This window comes from Oceanobacillus caeni (assembly GCF_019037185.1).
Classification (GTDB): domain Bacteria; phylum Bacillota; class Bacilli; order Bacillales; family Amphibacillaceae; genus Oceanobacillus; species Oceanobacillus caeni.
This window is the reverse complement of record NZ_JAHHXM010000007.1, coordinates 82689-98016: the sequence shown is the minus strand read 5'-3', so window position 1 is coordinate 98016 and position 15328 is coordinate 82689. Positions and strand designations below refer to the sequence as shown.

At 36.4% G+C, this 15328-nt stretch carries 13 protein-coding genes and 1 tRNA gene; 13 read left to right on the top strand and 1 reads right to left on the bottom strand.

Annotated features, from left to right (window positions below; translation table 11 throughout):
• The first annotated feature begins 14 nt into the window (after positions 1-14).
• The 8 genes from KM885_RS06430 (at position 15) to carB (ending at position 10489) form a co-directional block, all read left to right on the top strand.
• Positions 15-557: a DNA-deoxyinosine glycosylase gene (locus tag KM885_RS06430; RefSeq protein ID WP_338113669.1), complete on the top strand. Its 543-nt coding sequence runs from the start codon at positions 15-17 to the stop codon at positions 555-557.
• Positions 558-668: 111 nt separating this feature from the next.
• Complete coding sequence (locus KM885_RS06425) at positions 669-1622, top strand: alpha/beta hydrolase (RefSeq protein WP_216883696.1); 954 nt, start codon at positions 669-671, stop codon at positions 1620-1622.
• Positions 1623-1857: 235 nt separating this feature from the next.
• Complete coding sequence (gene argC / locus KM885_RS06420) at positions 1858-2898, top strand: N-acetyl-gamma-glutamyl-phosphate reductase (RefSeq protein ID WP_204798406.1); 1041 nt, start codon at positions 1858-1860, stop codon at positions 2896-2898.
• An 84-nt stretch (positions 2899-2982) separates the two neighbouring features.
• Positions 2983-4209 carry a bifunctional ornithine acetyltransferase/N-acetylglutamate synthase gene (argJ, locus tag KM885_RS06415; RefSeq protein ID WP_204798405.1) on the top strand — a complete coding sequence of 409 codons (1227 nt, stop codon included), beginning with the start codon at positions 2983-2985 and terminating at the stop codon, positions 4207-4209.
• 10 nt (positions 4210-4219) lie between these two features.
• Positions 4220-5020, top strand: coding sequence for an acetylglutamate kinase (argB, locus tag KM885_RS06410; RefSeq protein ID WP_060667505.1), 801 nt, complete (start codon positions 4220-4222; stop codon positions 5018-5020).
• On the top strand, positions 5013-6197 hold the full coding sequence (locus KM885_RS06405) for an acetylornithine transaminase (protein ID WP_047185243.1): 1185 nt from the start codon (positions 5013-5015) through the stop codon (positions 6195-6197). The genes argB and KM885_RS06405 overlap by 8 nt, the downstream gene beginning before the upstream one ends.
• A 4-nt stretch (positions 6198-6201) precedes the next feature.
• Positions 6202-7281 carry a carbamoyl phosphate synthase small subunit gene (locus KM885_RS06400; RefSeq protein WP_047185244.1) on the top strand — a complete coding sequence of 360 codons (1080 nt, stop codon included), beginning with the start codon at positions 6202-6204 and terminating at the stop codon, positions 7279-7281.
• Complete coding sequence (gene carB / locus KM885_RS06395) at positions 7268-10489, top strand: carbamoyl-phosphate synthase (glutamine-hydrolyzing) large subunit (RefSeq protein WP_204798404.1); 3222 nt, start codon at positions 7268-7270, stop codon at positions 10487-10489. The genes KM885_RS06400 and carB overlap by 14 nt, the downstream gene beginning before the upstream one ends.
• A gap of 44 nt (positions 10490-10533) precedes the next feature.
• On the opposite strand, the gene dat is transcribed toward carB, so the two are convergent.
• Complete coding sequence (gene dat, locus KM885_RS06390; protein ID WP_047185246.1) at positions 10534-11403, bottom strand: D-amino-acid transaminase; 870 nt, start codon at positions 11401-11403, stop codon at positions 10534-10536.
• Between the two features lie 375 nt (positions 11404-11778).
• On the opposite strand from dat, the gene KM885_RS06385 reads away from it, so the two are divergent.
• From KM885_RS06385 to trmL, 5 genes are all read left to right on the top strand, one after another.
• Positions 11779-11852 (top strand) — tRNA-Gly (locus tag KM885_RS06385).
• A gap of 217 nt (positions 11853-12069) precedes the next feature.
• Positions 12070-13212, top strand: coding sequence for a tRNA epoxyqueuosine(34) reductase QueG (queG, locus tag KM885_RS06380; protein WP_216883695.1), 1143 nt, complete (start codon positions 12070-12072; stop codon positions 13210-13212).
• A 23-nt stretch (positions 13213-13235) separates the two neighbouring features.
• Entirely contained in the window at positions 13236-13760 is a 525-nt protein-coding gene (locus tag KM885_RS06375; RefSeq protein WP_047185248.1) for a methylated-DNA--[protein]-cysteine S-methyltransferase, read from the top strand.
• A gap of 67 nt (positions 13761-13827) precedes the next feature.
• Positions 13828-14673 (top strand): amidase domain-containing protein, encoded by an 846-nt coding sequence (locus KM885_RS06370; RefSeq protein WP_047185249.1) that lies wholly within the window; start codon positions 13828-13830, stop codon positions 14671-14673.
• A 47-nt stretch (positions 14674-14720) separates the two neighbouring features.
• Positions 14721-15194, top strand: a complete 474-nt coding sequence (gene trmL, locus KM885_RS06365) for a tRNA (uridine(34)/cytosine(34)/5-carboxymethylaminomethyluridine(34)-2'-O)-methyltransferase TrmL (protein ID WP_047185250.1) — start codon at positions 14721-14723, stop codon at positions 15192-15194.
• Positions 15195-15328: the final 134 nt, after the last annotated feature.

Below are 15328 nucleotides of genomic sequence, written 5' to 3'. Positions count from 1 at the left end.
AATACGGATAGTGAGTGATTGAATTGGATAAAAAAATAGTTTCTTTTCCACCAGTACTTCCAGATGAACCAAGAGTTTTAATCCTTGGTTCCATGCCTAGTGTGAAATCACTAGAAGAACAGCAATATTATGGCAATCCTAGGAATCATTTTTGGCCAATTCTTTTTGCTTTATTTCAAGAAAATAAAATAGATAATTATGATGACCGAATCGATTTTGTGAAAAAACATGGAATAGCATTATGGGATGCAATTGCAGCTTGTTATCGGGAAGGAAGTTTAGATTCTTCCATTAAAGATGCAGAGGCTAATGATATAGCTGGGCTTTTAGAGAGATATCCCACTATTCGTTTTATTGGATGTAATGGGACGAAAGCTTTTGACACATTCAAAAAGCACTTTGATTTCACTCAATTTCCGGATGTCCATGTTAAGAAATTGCCTTCCACTAGCCCTATTCCAGGTCGATTTACCAAAACATTTGATGAAAAAGTGGAGTCTTGGAGTATTATTTTAAAATTTATCCCACCTCAAACTTCTGGGGGACAAAGAAAGTGATGGGGGATAAGCTCCACGTAAAGATGTAATAAACTACCATTTATATCGTCTTCCGCTATGACTAACTATTCGAGTATAATAGAATAATAGTTAGCGTAGAGGAGCGAATAAATGAAAAAAATAATCTTAAGAATCGTCGTAGGGTTATTTATTATAGCAATTATTATCAATTTCATGATCGGATATTACTTATATGATTTAGCAATAGAAAGAAATGTTAAAGATTTCTTAAATGGTAATCAGGATTTGCAGGTTTCCGCCCAAGCGATGGAAGAGTTTACACAAGGGGATTGGCGTGATTGGGTAAAAGCTCAAAACTTTAAAGAGTGGAAAATGAAATCTTATGATGGAATTGCACTTCAGGGATATTTTTTACCTGCCAAAGAGCCAACGAATAAAACAGTAGTCTTTGCTCATGGCTATTTAGGACGAGCTAGTGATATGGGCTTGTTTGGTCAGCATTATGTAGAGGAATTAGGTTACAATATGTTTACTGCAGACATGCGAGGACATGGAGAAAGTGGTGGCGACTATATTGGCTTTGGTTGGCATGATCGTCTTGACTTAATCGACTGGGTCAATCGTGTAGTTGATGAACTTGGGGATGATACAGAGATTGTGTTACATGGTCTTTCCATGGGCGCCGCAACAGTATTAATGGCTAGTGGAGAAGAGCTTCCGGATAATGTTAAAGCAATTGTAGCAGATAGTCCATATACAAGTGTAAATGATTTATTTGCATATCAATTGGATAGAATGTTTAAATTACCTGAATTTCCGATATTACCAACAACTGGACTCATCACCAATATAAAAGCCGGATATAACATTAAGGAGGCTTCCGCACTGGAACAAGTAAAAAAAGCGGAGGTACCAATCCTTTATATACATGGGGGAAGTGACACATTTGTTCCAACCTCCATGACTAAGGAATTGTTGAAAAACACGAAAAGTGAAGCAGAGCTTATGATTGTGGATGGAGCTAATCACGGTGAATCCATTATCTTGGAACGAGATAAATATTTAGATACATTAACTAGGTTTTTAGACAAATATGTATATTAAAAAATGGTTCTTCAGTTTTCTGGAGAACCATTTTTTATCCTTTAACCATCGGTGGTGGATAAAGGAAAATCCCATTGATGGAAGTCTTCTTTATACATCTTTTATACAATTAAATGGAGGTTTTCAGAAATATTTATGCATAAATATTAATTTTTTTTCATAAATATACTTGCATAAATGGATAGAAAAATCTATAATAATGAATAATTCGAAAAATATGAAAGGGAGTCATTCGGTGAAAAATGTAGCAATCATTGGTGGAACGGGTTATGGCGCGGTTGAATTAATTCGATTACTTCAGTCCCATCGTTATATGAAGATTAAACAGATCATTTCACATTCACAATATGGAGAGCAAATTACATCTGTTTATCCGCATTTAACAGAATTTTATGATGATCCAATGGAAGAATTAAATATTAATAGATTAAAAGATGAAATAGATATTGTCTTTCTTGCTACACCTGCTGGGGTTGCAAAAGATTTAGTACCACAATTCCAAGAATCAAATGTACAATGCATTGATTTATCCGGGGACTTACGCCTACATTCTCGTGAAGCGTATCTAACCTGGTATGGTAGAGAAGCGGCACCACAGGAAACATTAGATGAAGCGGTTTACGGATTGTCCGAGATTTATAAAGAGGAGATTATAAAGGCAAAGGTTATTTCTAACCCTGGATGCTTTCCCACTTCTGCATTGCTTGGTTTAATACCTGCAGTAGAACATGGGATATTGAATAATCAATCCATCGTTATTGATGGTAAAACTGGAGTATCTGGAGCGGGAAGAAAACAATCTCAGATGACGCATTACTCTGAAACGAATGAAAATGTTACCCCTTATAAAATTGGAAAACATCAGCACATTCCTGAAATCGATTTATATTTATCGCAAGTTGCGAATGAAGACATAGCTACGACCTTTACAACACATTTAATCCCGATGACAAGAGGATTACTATGTACCATGTATGGAAAGTTAGATAAGCAAGTATCCACTCAAGACGTGATGGATTTATACCAATCCTACTATGAAACGCATCCTTTTGTAAGAATTAGAGAAGAAGGAGGATTTCCTTCAACAAAAGAAGTGTACGGAAGCAATTTCTGTGATATTGGCTTACATGTTGATGAACGAACCAATCAACTCATTATTGGATCCGCAATCGACAATTTAGTTAAAGGGGCAGCTGGGCAAGCAATTCAGAATGCAAATTTAATGAATGGTTGGGATGAGAAGCACGGACTATATCATATCCCTATTTTTCCATAAAAATATGTGTTCAAAAAGGAGGATGAAAAGTGTCAATTTCACCGGACTTTTTGGAACAACCTCATAAGGAAAGGATGAAATAAGTTGATCACAACACAACCAAAGAAAATGAATATCTTAGAAAATGGACATGTGACAAGTCCAAAAGGGTTTATAGCAGGAGGGGTACACTGTGGAATTCGTAGAAAAAAACTAGACTTTGGTTGGATTCATTCAGAAGTTCCGGCTGTTGCGGCTGGTGTATTTACCTTAAATGCTTTTCAAGCTGCGCCATTGCAGGTCACGAAGAAAAGTTTAGAAAAGGTCCATAAAATTCAAACCATTATTGTTAATTCTGGGAATGCGAATTCTTTTACTGGTGAACAAGGGTATCAAGATGCTTTAGAAATGCAAAGATTAGCAGCTGAAAAAATGACGGTTGAGGTCGATCAAGTTGCGGTTGCTTCTACTGGTATTATTGGTGAAACATTGCCAATGGATAAGATTCGTATAGGAATTGCCGCTATGGGAGAAGAAAATCATGTAGCTGCAGAGAACTTTGAGCAAGCAATTTTAACAACAGATACAAAAACAAAGCATGTAGCAGCGGAAATCGAAATTGATGGAAAAATGATCACAATTGGTGGGGCGGCTAAGGGATCTGGAATGATTCATCCCAATATGGCTACCATGCTAGGATTTTTGACGACAGATGCCGTAGTTGACGCTGTAAGTCTGCAAAACGCATTACGCCAAACAATCGACTATTCCTTTAATATGATAACGGTAGATGGCGATTCAAGTACAAACGATATGGTCCTTGTGTTAGCTAATGGAACGCAAGAAAATGAAATGTTAAATGAACAACATCCACAATGGGCAGAGTTTGTGGAAGCATTACAATTTGTTAGTCAAGAACTAGCGAAGAAAGTAGCTAAGGATGGAGAAGGGGCAACTAAACTTATTGAGGTTAACACTTTTGGTGCACCAACCGAAATAGTGGCGAAACAGGTGGCGAAAGCAGTTATTTCTTCTAATCTTGTAAAAACAGCTGTATATGGTTCAGATCCAAACTGGGGCCGTATTATTTGCGCAGTTGGCTATAGTGAACAACCAATTTTGCCAAACAAAATTGGTGTGTCAATTGGGGATATCGATGTAGTGAAAGATGGGGCAGTTGTTTCATTTATGGAAAAAGAAGCAAGTGAGTATCTTCAAAATGAAGTAGTTAAGATTAATATCGATTTGCAAAACGGAGAATTTGGAGCAACAGCGTGGGGCTGTGATTTAACCTATAACTATGTAAGAATTAATGCTTCTTATCGTACGTGAGGTGAACAAAATGGGTATTGTTGTGTTAAAAATGGGTGGTAGTGTTTTAGAAAAACTTCCTGAAGACTTTTATAAAAGCCTTGTTGAATTAAAAGAAAAGAAAATATGTGACCCGATTATCGTTCATGGTGGGGGACCTGAAATTAATCAAGCACTTAAGCAAGCGGAAGTCGAAAGCTCTTTTGTGGATGGATTACGTATAACAACTGAAGATGTTCTAAAAATTGCTGAGATGGTGATGAGCGGTTCTATCAATAAACGAATTGTTAATAAGTTGATAAAAGCGGAAGGGATAGCTTTTGGCCTTAGTGGTGTCGACGGTTCTCTTTTACAAGCAGAGCCTATTGATCCTTCGGGGAAATTAGGTTTCGTAGGTAAGGTGAAAAAAATTAATGATTATTGGCTTAAGTTAATCATGGAGCAAGGTGGTATACCAGTTATCTCACCAATTGGAATTGGCAAGGAAGGGATTCGCTACAATATTAATGGGGATATGGCAGCTGCAGCTGTTGCGAGTAGCGTAGGGGGCAAATTGATATTCGTGAGCGATATTCCAGGGGTTATGGAGACGATTGATGGGAAACAAGTGGTCCATTCTAAACTAACCAAACGAGAGATTAATTCCATGATATCTTCCGGAGTTATTTATGGTGGAATGATTCCTAAAGTAAACTCCGCTATGGATGCATTATCGGCTGGGGTAGATGAATCCGTTATTATAAATGGGGTATCTCCGAGTGACTTGAAAGATTATATGAAAGGGAAAAACATTGGAACAAAAATTGTAATGGGAGAGGTCCAACATGTCTAATAATCTAGCAGTTAAAAATATAGCAATCATGAATACATACAATCGATTCCCAGTAAAACTTGTAAAAGGAAAAGGGAGTAAAGTTTGGGATGATAAGGAAAATGAATATTTAGATTATACTTCTGGTATTGCAACATGTAATTTAGGGCATGTTCCAGATCAAGTACAATCTAGAGTAAAAGAACAACTTGATCTACTATGGCATTGTTCGAATCTTTATGAGATTCCGAATCAGGAAGAGTTGGCCGAACTTTTAACTCAAAATAGTGTGTTTGAAAAAGTGTTCTTTTGCAATAGTGGTGCGGAAGCGAACGAAGCAGCAATTAAGATTGCTAAGAAATATGCGAAAGATCAAGGTAATCCAGAACGTACGGATATTGTAACGTTTAAACAATCCTTTCATGGACGTACTGGAGCAACGATGGCAGCTACCGGGCAAGAAAAGATTCATCAAGGTTTTACGCCGCTTGCTGTAGGATTTCGTTATTTAGCTTTAAACGATTTTGAGTCTTTAAGTGAAATTAGCGATGGGAAAACAACCGCAGTTCTTCTAGAAGTTATTCAAGGAGAAGGTGGAGTAAATCCAGTTGATAAAGAATGGCTTACACAGTTGGAAAAAATCTGTAAAGAAAACGACATTCTCCTAATGGTTGATGAAGTACAAACTGGAATGGGAAGAACGGGAACATTATTTGCCTATGAACAATTTGGTGTGAAACCAGACGTAATAACTTTAGCAAAAGGACTAGGATCAGGTATTCCTATCGGTGCAATGCTTGCGAGTGAATCTGTTGCAGCTTCGTTTAGCCCTGGAACACATGGAAGTACTTTTGGTGGTAACCCACTTGCGACAAGTGCTGGAATTGCAACAATCGAAAGCATATTAAGTGATGGATTTCTTGCAGAGGTAAAAGAGAAAAGTGACTGGTTCCGGAAACAATTGGAGAAATTACGGCAATCTTCTAATAAAGTGATTGGAATAAAAGGGCTTGGTTTTTTAGTTGGAATCGAACTTACAGAGCCGGTTGGTCCATGGATTGATCGATTCCGAGAAAAAGGGATTTTAGTACTGTCAGCAGGTGCAAATGTATTAAGAGTTTTACCTCCATTAACAACTACTAAGGAAGAGTTAAACCAATTTGTGAATGTTTTTCATGAAATAGAAACGGAGGAATGACATCATGACTAAAGGATACCTTGTGTTAGAGACGGGCGAATCATTCGTAGGAGAATGGTTAGGAGCAGACATAGAAGCGGAAGGGGAGGTTATATTTAATACGAGCATGACCGGATATCAAGAAATGTTAACAGATCCATCTTATCAAGGTCAAATATTAACATTTACTTACCCAACTGTAGGTAGCTATGGTATCAATATACATGATGATCAAAGTAATGATATTGCCGTTTCAGCTGTTATTATAAATGATGTTTGTGATGAGCCTAGCCATTATCAATCTACTACAACGATTTCTGAGCAATTAAAAAAATCTAATATACCTGGATTAGTAAATATTGATACACGTTCTTTAGTTGCAACTATTAAAAAATATAAGACTGTAAAAGGAGCCATTACGAAGCAAGAAGGGTATACGAATAGTAATTGGAAAAGCAAGGATTCCATAGAATTAGTTAGTAAAGTTTCCGTTAAAGCGCCAGAAGTTTATGGGGATGGAGACCATCATGTAGTCATTCTTGATTTCGGTTATAAAAAATCATTACTTCAAGTACTGTTGAAAGAAAAATGTAAGGTAACGATTGTTCCATACAACACTCCTTTCGAACAAATAAACGCTTTACATCCTGATGGGATCTTAATTAGTAGTGGACCAGGGAATCCTGAAGAATTAAATGGGGTACTTTCAACCATTAAGAAATTAACCCAACATTATCCTACTCTTGGAATTTCCCTAGGTCACCAACTGATTGCTTTAGCCTATGGTGCAAAAACAGAAAGGTTATCATTTGGGCATCGAGGAAATTACCCAGTAAAACAGATGGAAACTAAAAAAGTCTATATAACGTCACAAAACCATGGATATGCTGTCATTGATAACAGTATAGATTCAAATGAATTTCAAGTATGGTTTAGAAATGTTAATGATAAGTCTGTTGAAGGAATAAAACATATACACTTACCCATTCAATCTGTTCAATTCCACCCTGAAGCACATCCTGGGCCAAGTGATACAGAATATATTTTCGCTGATTTCATGCAGCAGGTGATTTCTTCAGGAGGGAAAGAGTATGTCGAAGCATAAATCATTAAATAAAGTATTAGTCATAGGTTCGGGTCCGATTGTTATCGGGCAAGCCGCGGAATTCGACTATGCTGGTACCCAAGCATGTCTTGCTTTAAAAGAAGAAGGTATAGAAGTGGTACTTGTTAATAATAATCCAGCAACGATTATGACAGATGAGTCGATTGCTGACCAAGTATATATGGAACCTTTGACCATTGATTCTTTAGAAAAAATTATTGCCAAAGAAAGACCAGATGGTTTAATTGGAACGCTAGGAGGACAAACGGGTTTAAATTTAACGGTCAAGTTGTATGAAGAAGGTATTTTAGACAAATACAATGTAACATTATTGGGAACTTCTGTTGACTCCATTCAAAAAGGGGAAGATAGAGAAAAATTCCGTCAATTAATGATTGATATTGGTGAACCAATTGCTGAATCCCAAATCGTGGAAACGTTAGATGAAGGTTTGGAATTCATCAAACAAATTGGTTACCCAGTTATCCTCAGACCAGCTTACACGCTTGGCGGAGAAGGGGGAGGTTTTGCCTATAATGAAGAAGAGTTTACGGCACTTCTCAAAAATGGCCTAAGCTTAAGTCCGATTAACCAAGTATTAGTTGAAAAGAGTATTAAAGGTTGGAAAGAAATTGAATATGAAGTAATGCGGGATTCCAATGATACATGCGTGATTATTTGTAATATGGAAAACGTTGACCCGGTAGGTGTACATACTGGGGATTCCATAGTTGTTGCTCCTTCGCAAACTCTGACAGATGTAGAATACCAAATGCTCCGTACTTCCTCTTTAAAAGTAATACGTGCATTAGGTGTAGTTGGAGGATGTAATATTCAATTTGCTCTTCATCCAGAATCTAAAGAATACTGTATTATCGAAGTTAATCCACGTGTTAGTCGTTCATCCGCACTGGCATCAAAAGCGACTGGATATCCAATTGCTAGAATTGCAACTAAATGTGCGATTGGTCAGCATTTAGATGAAATTATTAATCCGATTACAGGTAATACCTATGCATCGTTTGAACCAGTAATCGACTATGTCGTTTTAAAAATTCCACGTTTTCCGTTTGACAAATTTACAGAAGCGGATCGTACATTGGGGACACAAATGAAAGCTACTGGGGAAGTCATGTCCATAGATCGGACTTTTGAAGGTGCATTAAATAAGGCTATTCGATCGCTTGAAATGAATATGTATAGTTTGAAGTGGCCTGGAATGAATGAAAAAACAAACGATGAAATTTTAGAGTTACTCACTAAACCAAATGATTTGCGACTGTTTGCTATCGTGGAGGCTTTCGGGCGCGAAATGTGCATAGAGCAAATCATGAATAGGACACATATCAATTTTTGGTTTTTACGAAAAATAGAACGAATGGTACGGTTTGAAACGAAATTGAGCGAATACGAGTGGCCAAATGTTCCGAAAGAAATGCTAATCGAAGCGAAACGTTTTCATATTAGTGATCTCCGGATTGCCGAACTTGTAGGAACATCTGCGAAAAACCTAAGAGACTATTATAAAGAGGTTTCTTTACAACCAGCATATAAATTAGTAGATACTTGTGCAGGCGAATTTGATGCAGTAACGCCGTACTATTATTCTACATGGCAAGGAAAAGACGAAGTAGAAGTAGTCAATGATAAAAGGAAGGTGCTTGTTTTAGGATCTGGGCCGATACGCATTGGACAAGGGGTAGAATTTGATTATTGTTCCGTTCATGCAGCTTGGGCTGTGAAAGAAATGGGATATGAAGCAATTGTTATTAATAATAACCCCGAAACAGTAAGTACGGATTATTCCATAGCAGATCGATTATATGTTGAACCATTAGCATTAGAAGATGTACTTCAAGTTATTGAGAAAGAACAAGTAGAAGGGGTTCTTATTCAGTTTGGTGGTCAAACAGCCATTAATTTGGCTAATGATTTAAAAGAAGAGGGCATCCATATATTTGGTACACTACCAGAACATATTGACCAAATGGAAGATAGAGAACAATTTTATGAGCTTCTAAATCAACTGAGTATCCCACACATTTCTGGACATATCGTTCACTCTTTGGATGAAGTGTCAGAATCAATATACGATTTAGGATTTCCAGTTCTTATTCGTCCTTCCTATGTAATAGGTGGACAATCGATGTTCATTTGTAATAATGAAAAAGAATTATATAGCTATGTATCGCGTATTCAAAAGGATACAAATGGTCGTTGTTGGCCATTACTTATTGACCAATATTTGCCTGGTGTCGAATGCGAAATTGATGTTATTAGTGATGGGACAGATATTGTTGTTCCGGGAATTTTTGAGCATATTGAACGTGCTGGGGTTCACTCTGGAGACAGCATCGGGGTATTTCCGCCAATTTCTTTAACAGAAGAAGTAAAACAACAACTGATAGATATGGCTAAAAAGATAAGTCAGATCGTTCCAGTTATTGGAATGATGAACATTCAGTTTGTTATTCATAAGGATGTTATCTACGTATTAGAGGTCAATCCGAGATCATCTAGAACAATCCCGATTATGAGCAAGGTAACAGGTGTTCCAATGGTTGAGTGGGCAGTAAGAACACAATTAGGTCATTCATTAAGGGAGATCACAAATCAATTAGATTTACTTCCCGAACCAACCTATTATACGGTCAAATCGCCCATATTCTCAGCAAGTAAACTAAAGGGTGTCGACCATGTCTTAGGGCCTGAAATGAAATCCACTGGGGAAATTATTGGCTTAGGCTATTCCGATAATCAGGCACTACAAAAAGTGGCTTCTCAAATGGGTGATATTCGAAATGTAAATCAGTTATTTGTTTCCATATCCAATCGATTAAAAGAGGAAAGTTTACCTCTTATTCAAAAGTTTGTAGAAGCAGGATCTCAACTTGTAGCAACGGAAGGTACCGCAAAATTTTTAGAAACAAAAGGAATCTATGCATTTCCACTTTCTAATAATAAGGATGAAATCTTTAATTATTGGAAAACGAATATGCCAGATCTTGTGTTAAACATTCCGAACCAAGGAAGAGAAAAGGAAAAAATCGGATTCTATCTAAGGGAATTGGCAGTTAGATACCAAATCCCATATTTCACAAGTTTAGAAACGCTAGACGCAATGGTAGAATGCCATATTAATGAACATCAAGATAAAACCTTATCTCTACAGGAATACTTAGAAATCAGAAAAAGTAAATTAAATTAAATGAAATCGGGAGTGTCCATCACTCCCGATTTCCCTTATAGATATTAATATTCTAATCTTTGTTTAGCTAGTTTAGCATCTTGTTCATAAGCTGCCTGAAGCATTCTTGTTACTTTACCAGGTTTTCCATCAGAAATAATCGTTTTGTCAACTTGGATGATTGGTAAAACTTCTGACGTACTACTTGATAAAAATAATTCATCTGCATTAGCAATTTCTTCAATAGAAAAGGCATCTTCAATGAATTCGATGTTTAGATCATTAGCAAATCTTTCAACAGCCATTCTAACACAACCATGAAGAATGTTATTTGTAGCTGGGTGAGTGAATATTTTTCCGTTCTTCACTAAATACACATTTGAACTACTACATTCCGTTACTTTCCCATCTTTATGTAGAATCGCTTCATAACAGCCATTCTCACTAGCTTCTTGTTTCGCAAGAACATTAGGTAAAAGATTTAAGCTTTTAATATAGCAATTTTCCCATCTTGTATCTCGCTCTGTTATAGCTTTTACTCCATTGTTTAAATTATTTACGTTACGAGGTAATTCTTGGATGTATCCATAAATATTTGGAAGAACGTCTTTTGGAAAAATATGATCCCTTGGAGCTGAACCGCGTGTTGCTTGAAGGTATAACTTTCCGTCCTTTTTCATTTTATTTCTATTTATTAATTCTAGTAATAAATCTTTTAATTCTTCTTTTGAAAAAGGTAATGTTAGTTTAATTGCTTCCGCAGAACGATATAAACGATCTACATGTTCTTCAAATAAATAATACTCACCTTGATAAATGCGAATCACTTCATAAATTCCATCCCCAAACTGTAAGCCTCTTTCTTCAAATGGATACTTTAAATGATCGTGATGCATGAATTTAGTCTGAGTCAAAATAATAGGATATATAGCCATTTTATACTTTCCCCTCCCAAGTAAATCTAGTTTATCACTTCTTCCAAAGCGGGTCGATAACAAATCTTGTCATATCCATGTAACATTTTGTCACCAATTATATCTAGTTTTACAAAAAAGTTAAGGTTTTTTAAAAACTTTGTAAAAAAATGTAGAATTACCTCTTGAATTCAGTATGCTAGATTGTTATAATATATTTTGTTAGTTCGATAAACAAAAAATGCGGGTGTAGTTAAATAGTATAACCTCAGCCACGAGCGATACATCCACCGAATCCGCTACGAGTTGCCTCGAAGTATTCACTTCCCTGAATATGCTTGTAGATGGAGAGGCATGTTGGTCGTGATTGAGTTTAGTTTAATAATTTAATTATATGCGGGTGTAGTTAAATGGTATAACCTCAGCCTTCCAAGCTGATGTCGTGGGTTCGATTCCCATCACCCGCTCCATACATAAGGTTGTAACGCAGTGTTTCGTAGTAAAAAGGGCTACGAAGTATTGCGTTTTTCACTTTCCTAGACCTTTTTTCCACTTTTTAACATGTAAAAATATCCTACGAAGAAAACACCTCCATAATCTTACCTAGATACATAACTTGAAAAAGGCAAAATTTCCGTAGTATTCTGGAACTATATAAAAATAAATCGAAGAAGGGAGGTTCAATAAATGCGCACCGAAGAACTACAACAGGAAATAAGAGAATATGCGATGAAGATAGGCATAGATAAAATTGGATTTGCTACAGCGGATGTTTTTACCGAATTAAAGGAACGTTTAAGACGTCAACAAGAATTAAATTACCAATCTGGATTTGAAAAAGGAACTATTGAAGAACGTACAGAACCGGTACGATTACTTCCAGAAGCACAATCGATTATTTCTATTGCTTTAGCTTATCCGTCTCGAATGAAAAATGCACCGAAAAGTACCAAGGAAGAAAGGCGTGGTCTTTTTGCTAGGGCTTCATGGGGAATTGATTACCACGAAGTCTTACGGGATCGTTTAAACAAATTAGCTGATTTTATTTATGAAAAGGTACCCGAAGCCATAACAAAGATAATGGTAGATACTGGAGAGTTATCTGATCGTGCAGTTGCGGAACGTGCTGGCATTGGGTTTAGTGGTAAAAATACATCCATCATTACTCCTGAATTTGGTTCCTTTGTTTATTTAGGGGAAATGATAACGAACATTCCGTTTATACCAGATAATCCGGTAGAAGATAGTTGTGGAGATTGTAGAAAATGTTTGGATGCTTGCCCAACTGGAGCGTTAGTAGGGGAAGGTGGACAACTTAATGCGAATAGGTGTATTGCATTTTTAACGCAAACAAAGGATTATTTAGAGGATGAATTTCGTATAAAACTCGGAAATCGTTTATATGGTTGTGATACATGTCAGCAAGTATGTCCAAAAAACAAAGGGATCGATTTTCACACACATCCTGAGTTCGAACCGGATCCTGAAATATCCAAGCCGAAATTAATCCCTATGTTGCGAATTTCAAATCGTGAATTTAAGGAAAAATTTGGTTCTATTTCAGGTTCATGGCGGGGGAAGAAACCACTTCAAAGAAACGCATTAATTGCACTGGCCCATTATAAAGACAAAACTGCTGTAACAGAGATTATTGAAGTGATGAAAAACGACCCAAGACCAGTCATTCGCGGAACAGCCGCATGGTCACTAGGTAAAATTGGAACAGAAGAAGCTTTTTTAGCTATCAAAGAAGCTATAAAAGTCGAGAAAGATGATCGAGTAAAATACGAAATGGAAAAAGGATTGGAATTTGCAGAAACAGCTATTTAAGTAGATAAGGTGGTTATGGTACTATGAAGCTTTATTTTGATGAAATCGATACTCCTGTTGGACCGATGACCTTACTTGGACACGATGATAAACTTATTCGAATGGATTTTGGTTCAATGAATGAATTATCCGAATACTATCATAAGTGGATGACACGTTATTTATCATGCACAGAATTAATTCATTATCCAGATGCAAAGGTTTTTTTACAAGCTAAATCGGAGTTAAAGAATTATTTTGATAGAAAACAATCCACTTTTTCAATCGATTTAGAGTTTCATGGTACACCTTTCCAAAGAATGGTATGGCGTTCCTTATATGACATCATTCCGTTTGGTGAAACAAGGTCATATAAAGACATAGCGATAGCGATCGGAAATCCCAAGGCTGTTCGTGCAGTTGGCGGAGCTGTTAATAAAAATCCCTTTTCTATTATAGTTCCATGCCACCGTGTTATCGGAACAAACGGAAAAATGGTCGGTTATAATGGGGGGTTAGATAAGAAGGAGTTTTTATTAAAACACGAAAATATTATAGTAAGTTTTTAATTTTATCCCGCCTATTTATACTTTAACCAAGCCATCCCTTCATAAACTAAAAGTGGAGGGGATTTTTATGGAAAAGGTAAAACATTGGTGGTTAGACTTTTTTCAAAATGAACGAAATAACAATCATTGGTGGGCACGAAAAAAAGCTTTATGGGAAAAAAGAGATGCCAAAATTGTACAGACGAAGGGTAATGGAGAAGTTTTTCAAAAGTTGAAGTATGACAATAAAACCCTTTATAAGTACTTATTTCATGTCTCTTTCTTAATAAAACAGGGAAAGAATTTTCATCTGGAAGAACTGGTTGTTCCGTATCAATTCAGACTAATAGATAACGAAATAGTAGATCATAAACAGATAGTTACCAATACCGTTTCTGAAGATATTCCCACCTTAAGTGTAGATAAGACAACTGAACGAAATGGTGAGCGATTTTCTTATGATCGACATGCTGCGGTACAATATGCAGAACGTTGGTGGAATAGTTATAATCCAGAATACCGAGTGTTTGATGTGGATTGTACCAATTTTGTTTCTCAGTGCCTTAGAGCTGGTGGGGCACCAATGCGAGGGGCACCTTTTCGTGAAAGAGGCTGGTGGTATAGTGGAGATAATTGGAGTTATAGTTGGGCAGTTGCACATTCATTACGTTGGTATTTGAGTGGTTCCAGAGAAGGTTTAAAAGGAAGAGAAGTAGAAAATCCTGAAGACCTTTTATTAGGTGATATTATTTGCTATGATTTTCAAGGAAATGACAGATGGGACCATAATACAATCGTTGTAAGTAAGGATGCATATGGAATGCCTTTAGTAAATGCACATACGGATAATAGCAGGCATCGATATTGGTCTTATGAAGATTCAACGGCATATACGCCGAATATACAATATAAATTTTTCCGTATTGGGGAGTAGAAATGTTATAATAGATGTTGTACTTAAATGGATAGGAGAATAGAAAAGTGAGTTTACATGTTGTATTATATCAACCAGAAATTCCGGCTAATACAGGGAACATTGGAAGAACATGCTTAGCAACAGATACTACCCTTCATTTGATTCGTCCACTTGGCTTCTCTACGGATGATAAAATGGTTCGTCGTGCGGGTCTTGATTACTGGCAAAATGTAGATATTCGTGAATATGATTCACTTGATGAGCTTTATGATAAATATCCTGAAGGTGAATTTTATTATATTGAGAACTTTGGTACGAAGCATTATACGGATTATGATTTTAGTGACCAAAATATAGATATATTTTTCGTTTTTGGTAGGGAAACAAATGGAATACCAAAAGAATTGCTTATCGGTAAAGAGGATCGCTGCTTAAGAATTCATATGAATGATAAAGTACGTTCCTTGAATTTATCCAATACAGCGGCAATCATTATTTACGAAGCATTAAGGCAACAGAATTTTACGCATTTGACATAAGAAAAACCGTCATGTTTTCATACATGGCGGTTTTCGTATTATTGATTATCTTTAGGAACTCCCGGTTTTGCTTCATATCCTGATTGGAAAATAGAAACTAGAAATGTAAGAGCTACCCCTAAAATTAAAGCTAA

Bases quoted from the DNA above. Each gene is read 5' to 3' on its own strand.
- KM885_RS06425 (WP_216883696.1), top strand. From the start codon at position 669: ATGAAAAAAATAATCTTAAGAATCGTCGTAGGGTTATTTATTATAGCA.
- argB (WP_060667505.1), top strand. From the start codon at position 4,220: ATGGGTATTGTTGTGTTAAAAATGGGTGGTAGTGTTTTAGAAAAACTT.
- KM885_RS06405 (WP_047185243.1), top strand. From the start codon at position 5,013: ATGTCTAATAATCTAGCAGTTAAAAATATAGCAATCATGAATACATAC.
- KM885_RS06400 (WP_047185244.1), top strand. From the start codon at position 6,202: ATGACTAAAGGATACCTTGTGTTAGAGACGGGCGAATCATTCGTAGGA.
- carB (WP_204798404.1), top strand. From the start codon at position 7,268: ATGTCGAAGCATAAATCATTAAATAAAGTATTAGTCATAGGTTCGGGT.
- dat (WP_047185246.1), bottom strand. From the start codon at position 11,403: ATGGCTATATATCCTATTATTTTGACTCAGACTAAATTCATGCATCAC.
- queG (WP_216883695.1), top strand. From the start codon at position 12,070: ATGCGCACCGAAGAACTACAACAGGAAATAAGAGAATATGCGATGAAG.
- KM885_RS06375 (WP_047185248.1), top strand. From the start codon at position 13,236: ATGAAGCTTTATTTTGATGAAATCGATACTCCTGTTGGACCGATGACC.
- KM885_RS06370 (WP_047185249.1), top strand. From the start codon at position 13,828: ATGGAAAAGGTAAAACATTGGTGGTTAGACTTTTTTCAAAATGAACGA.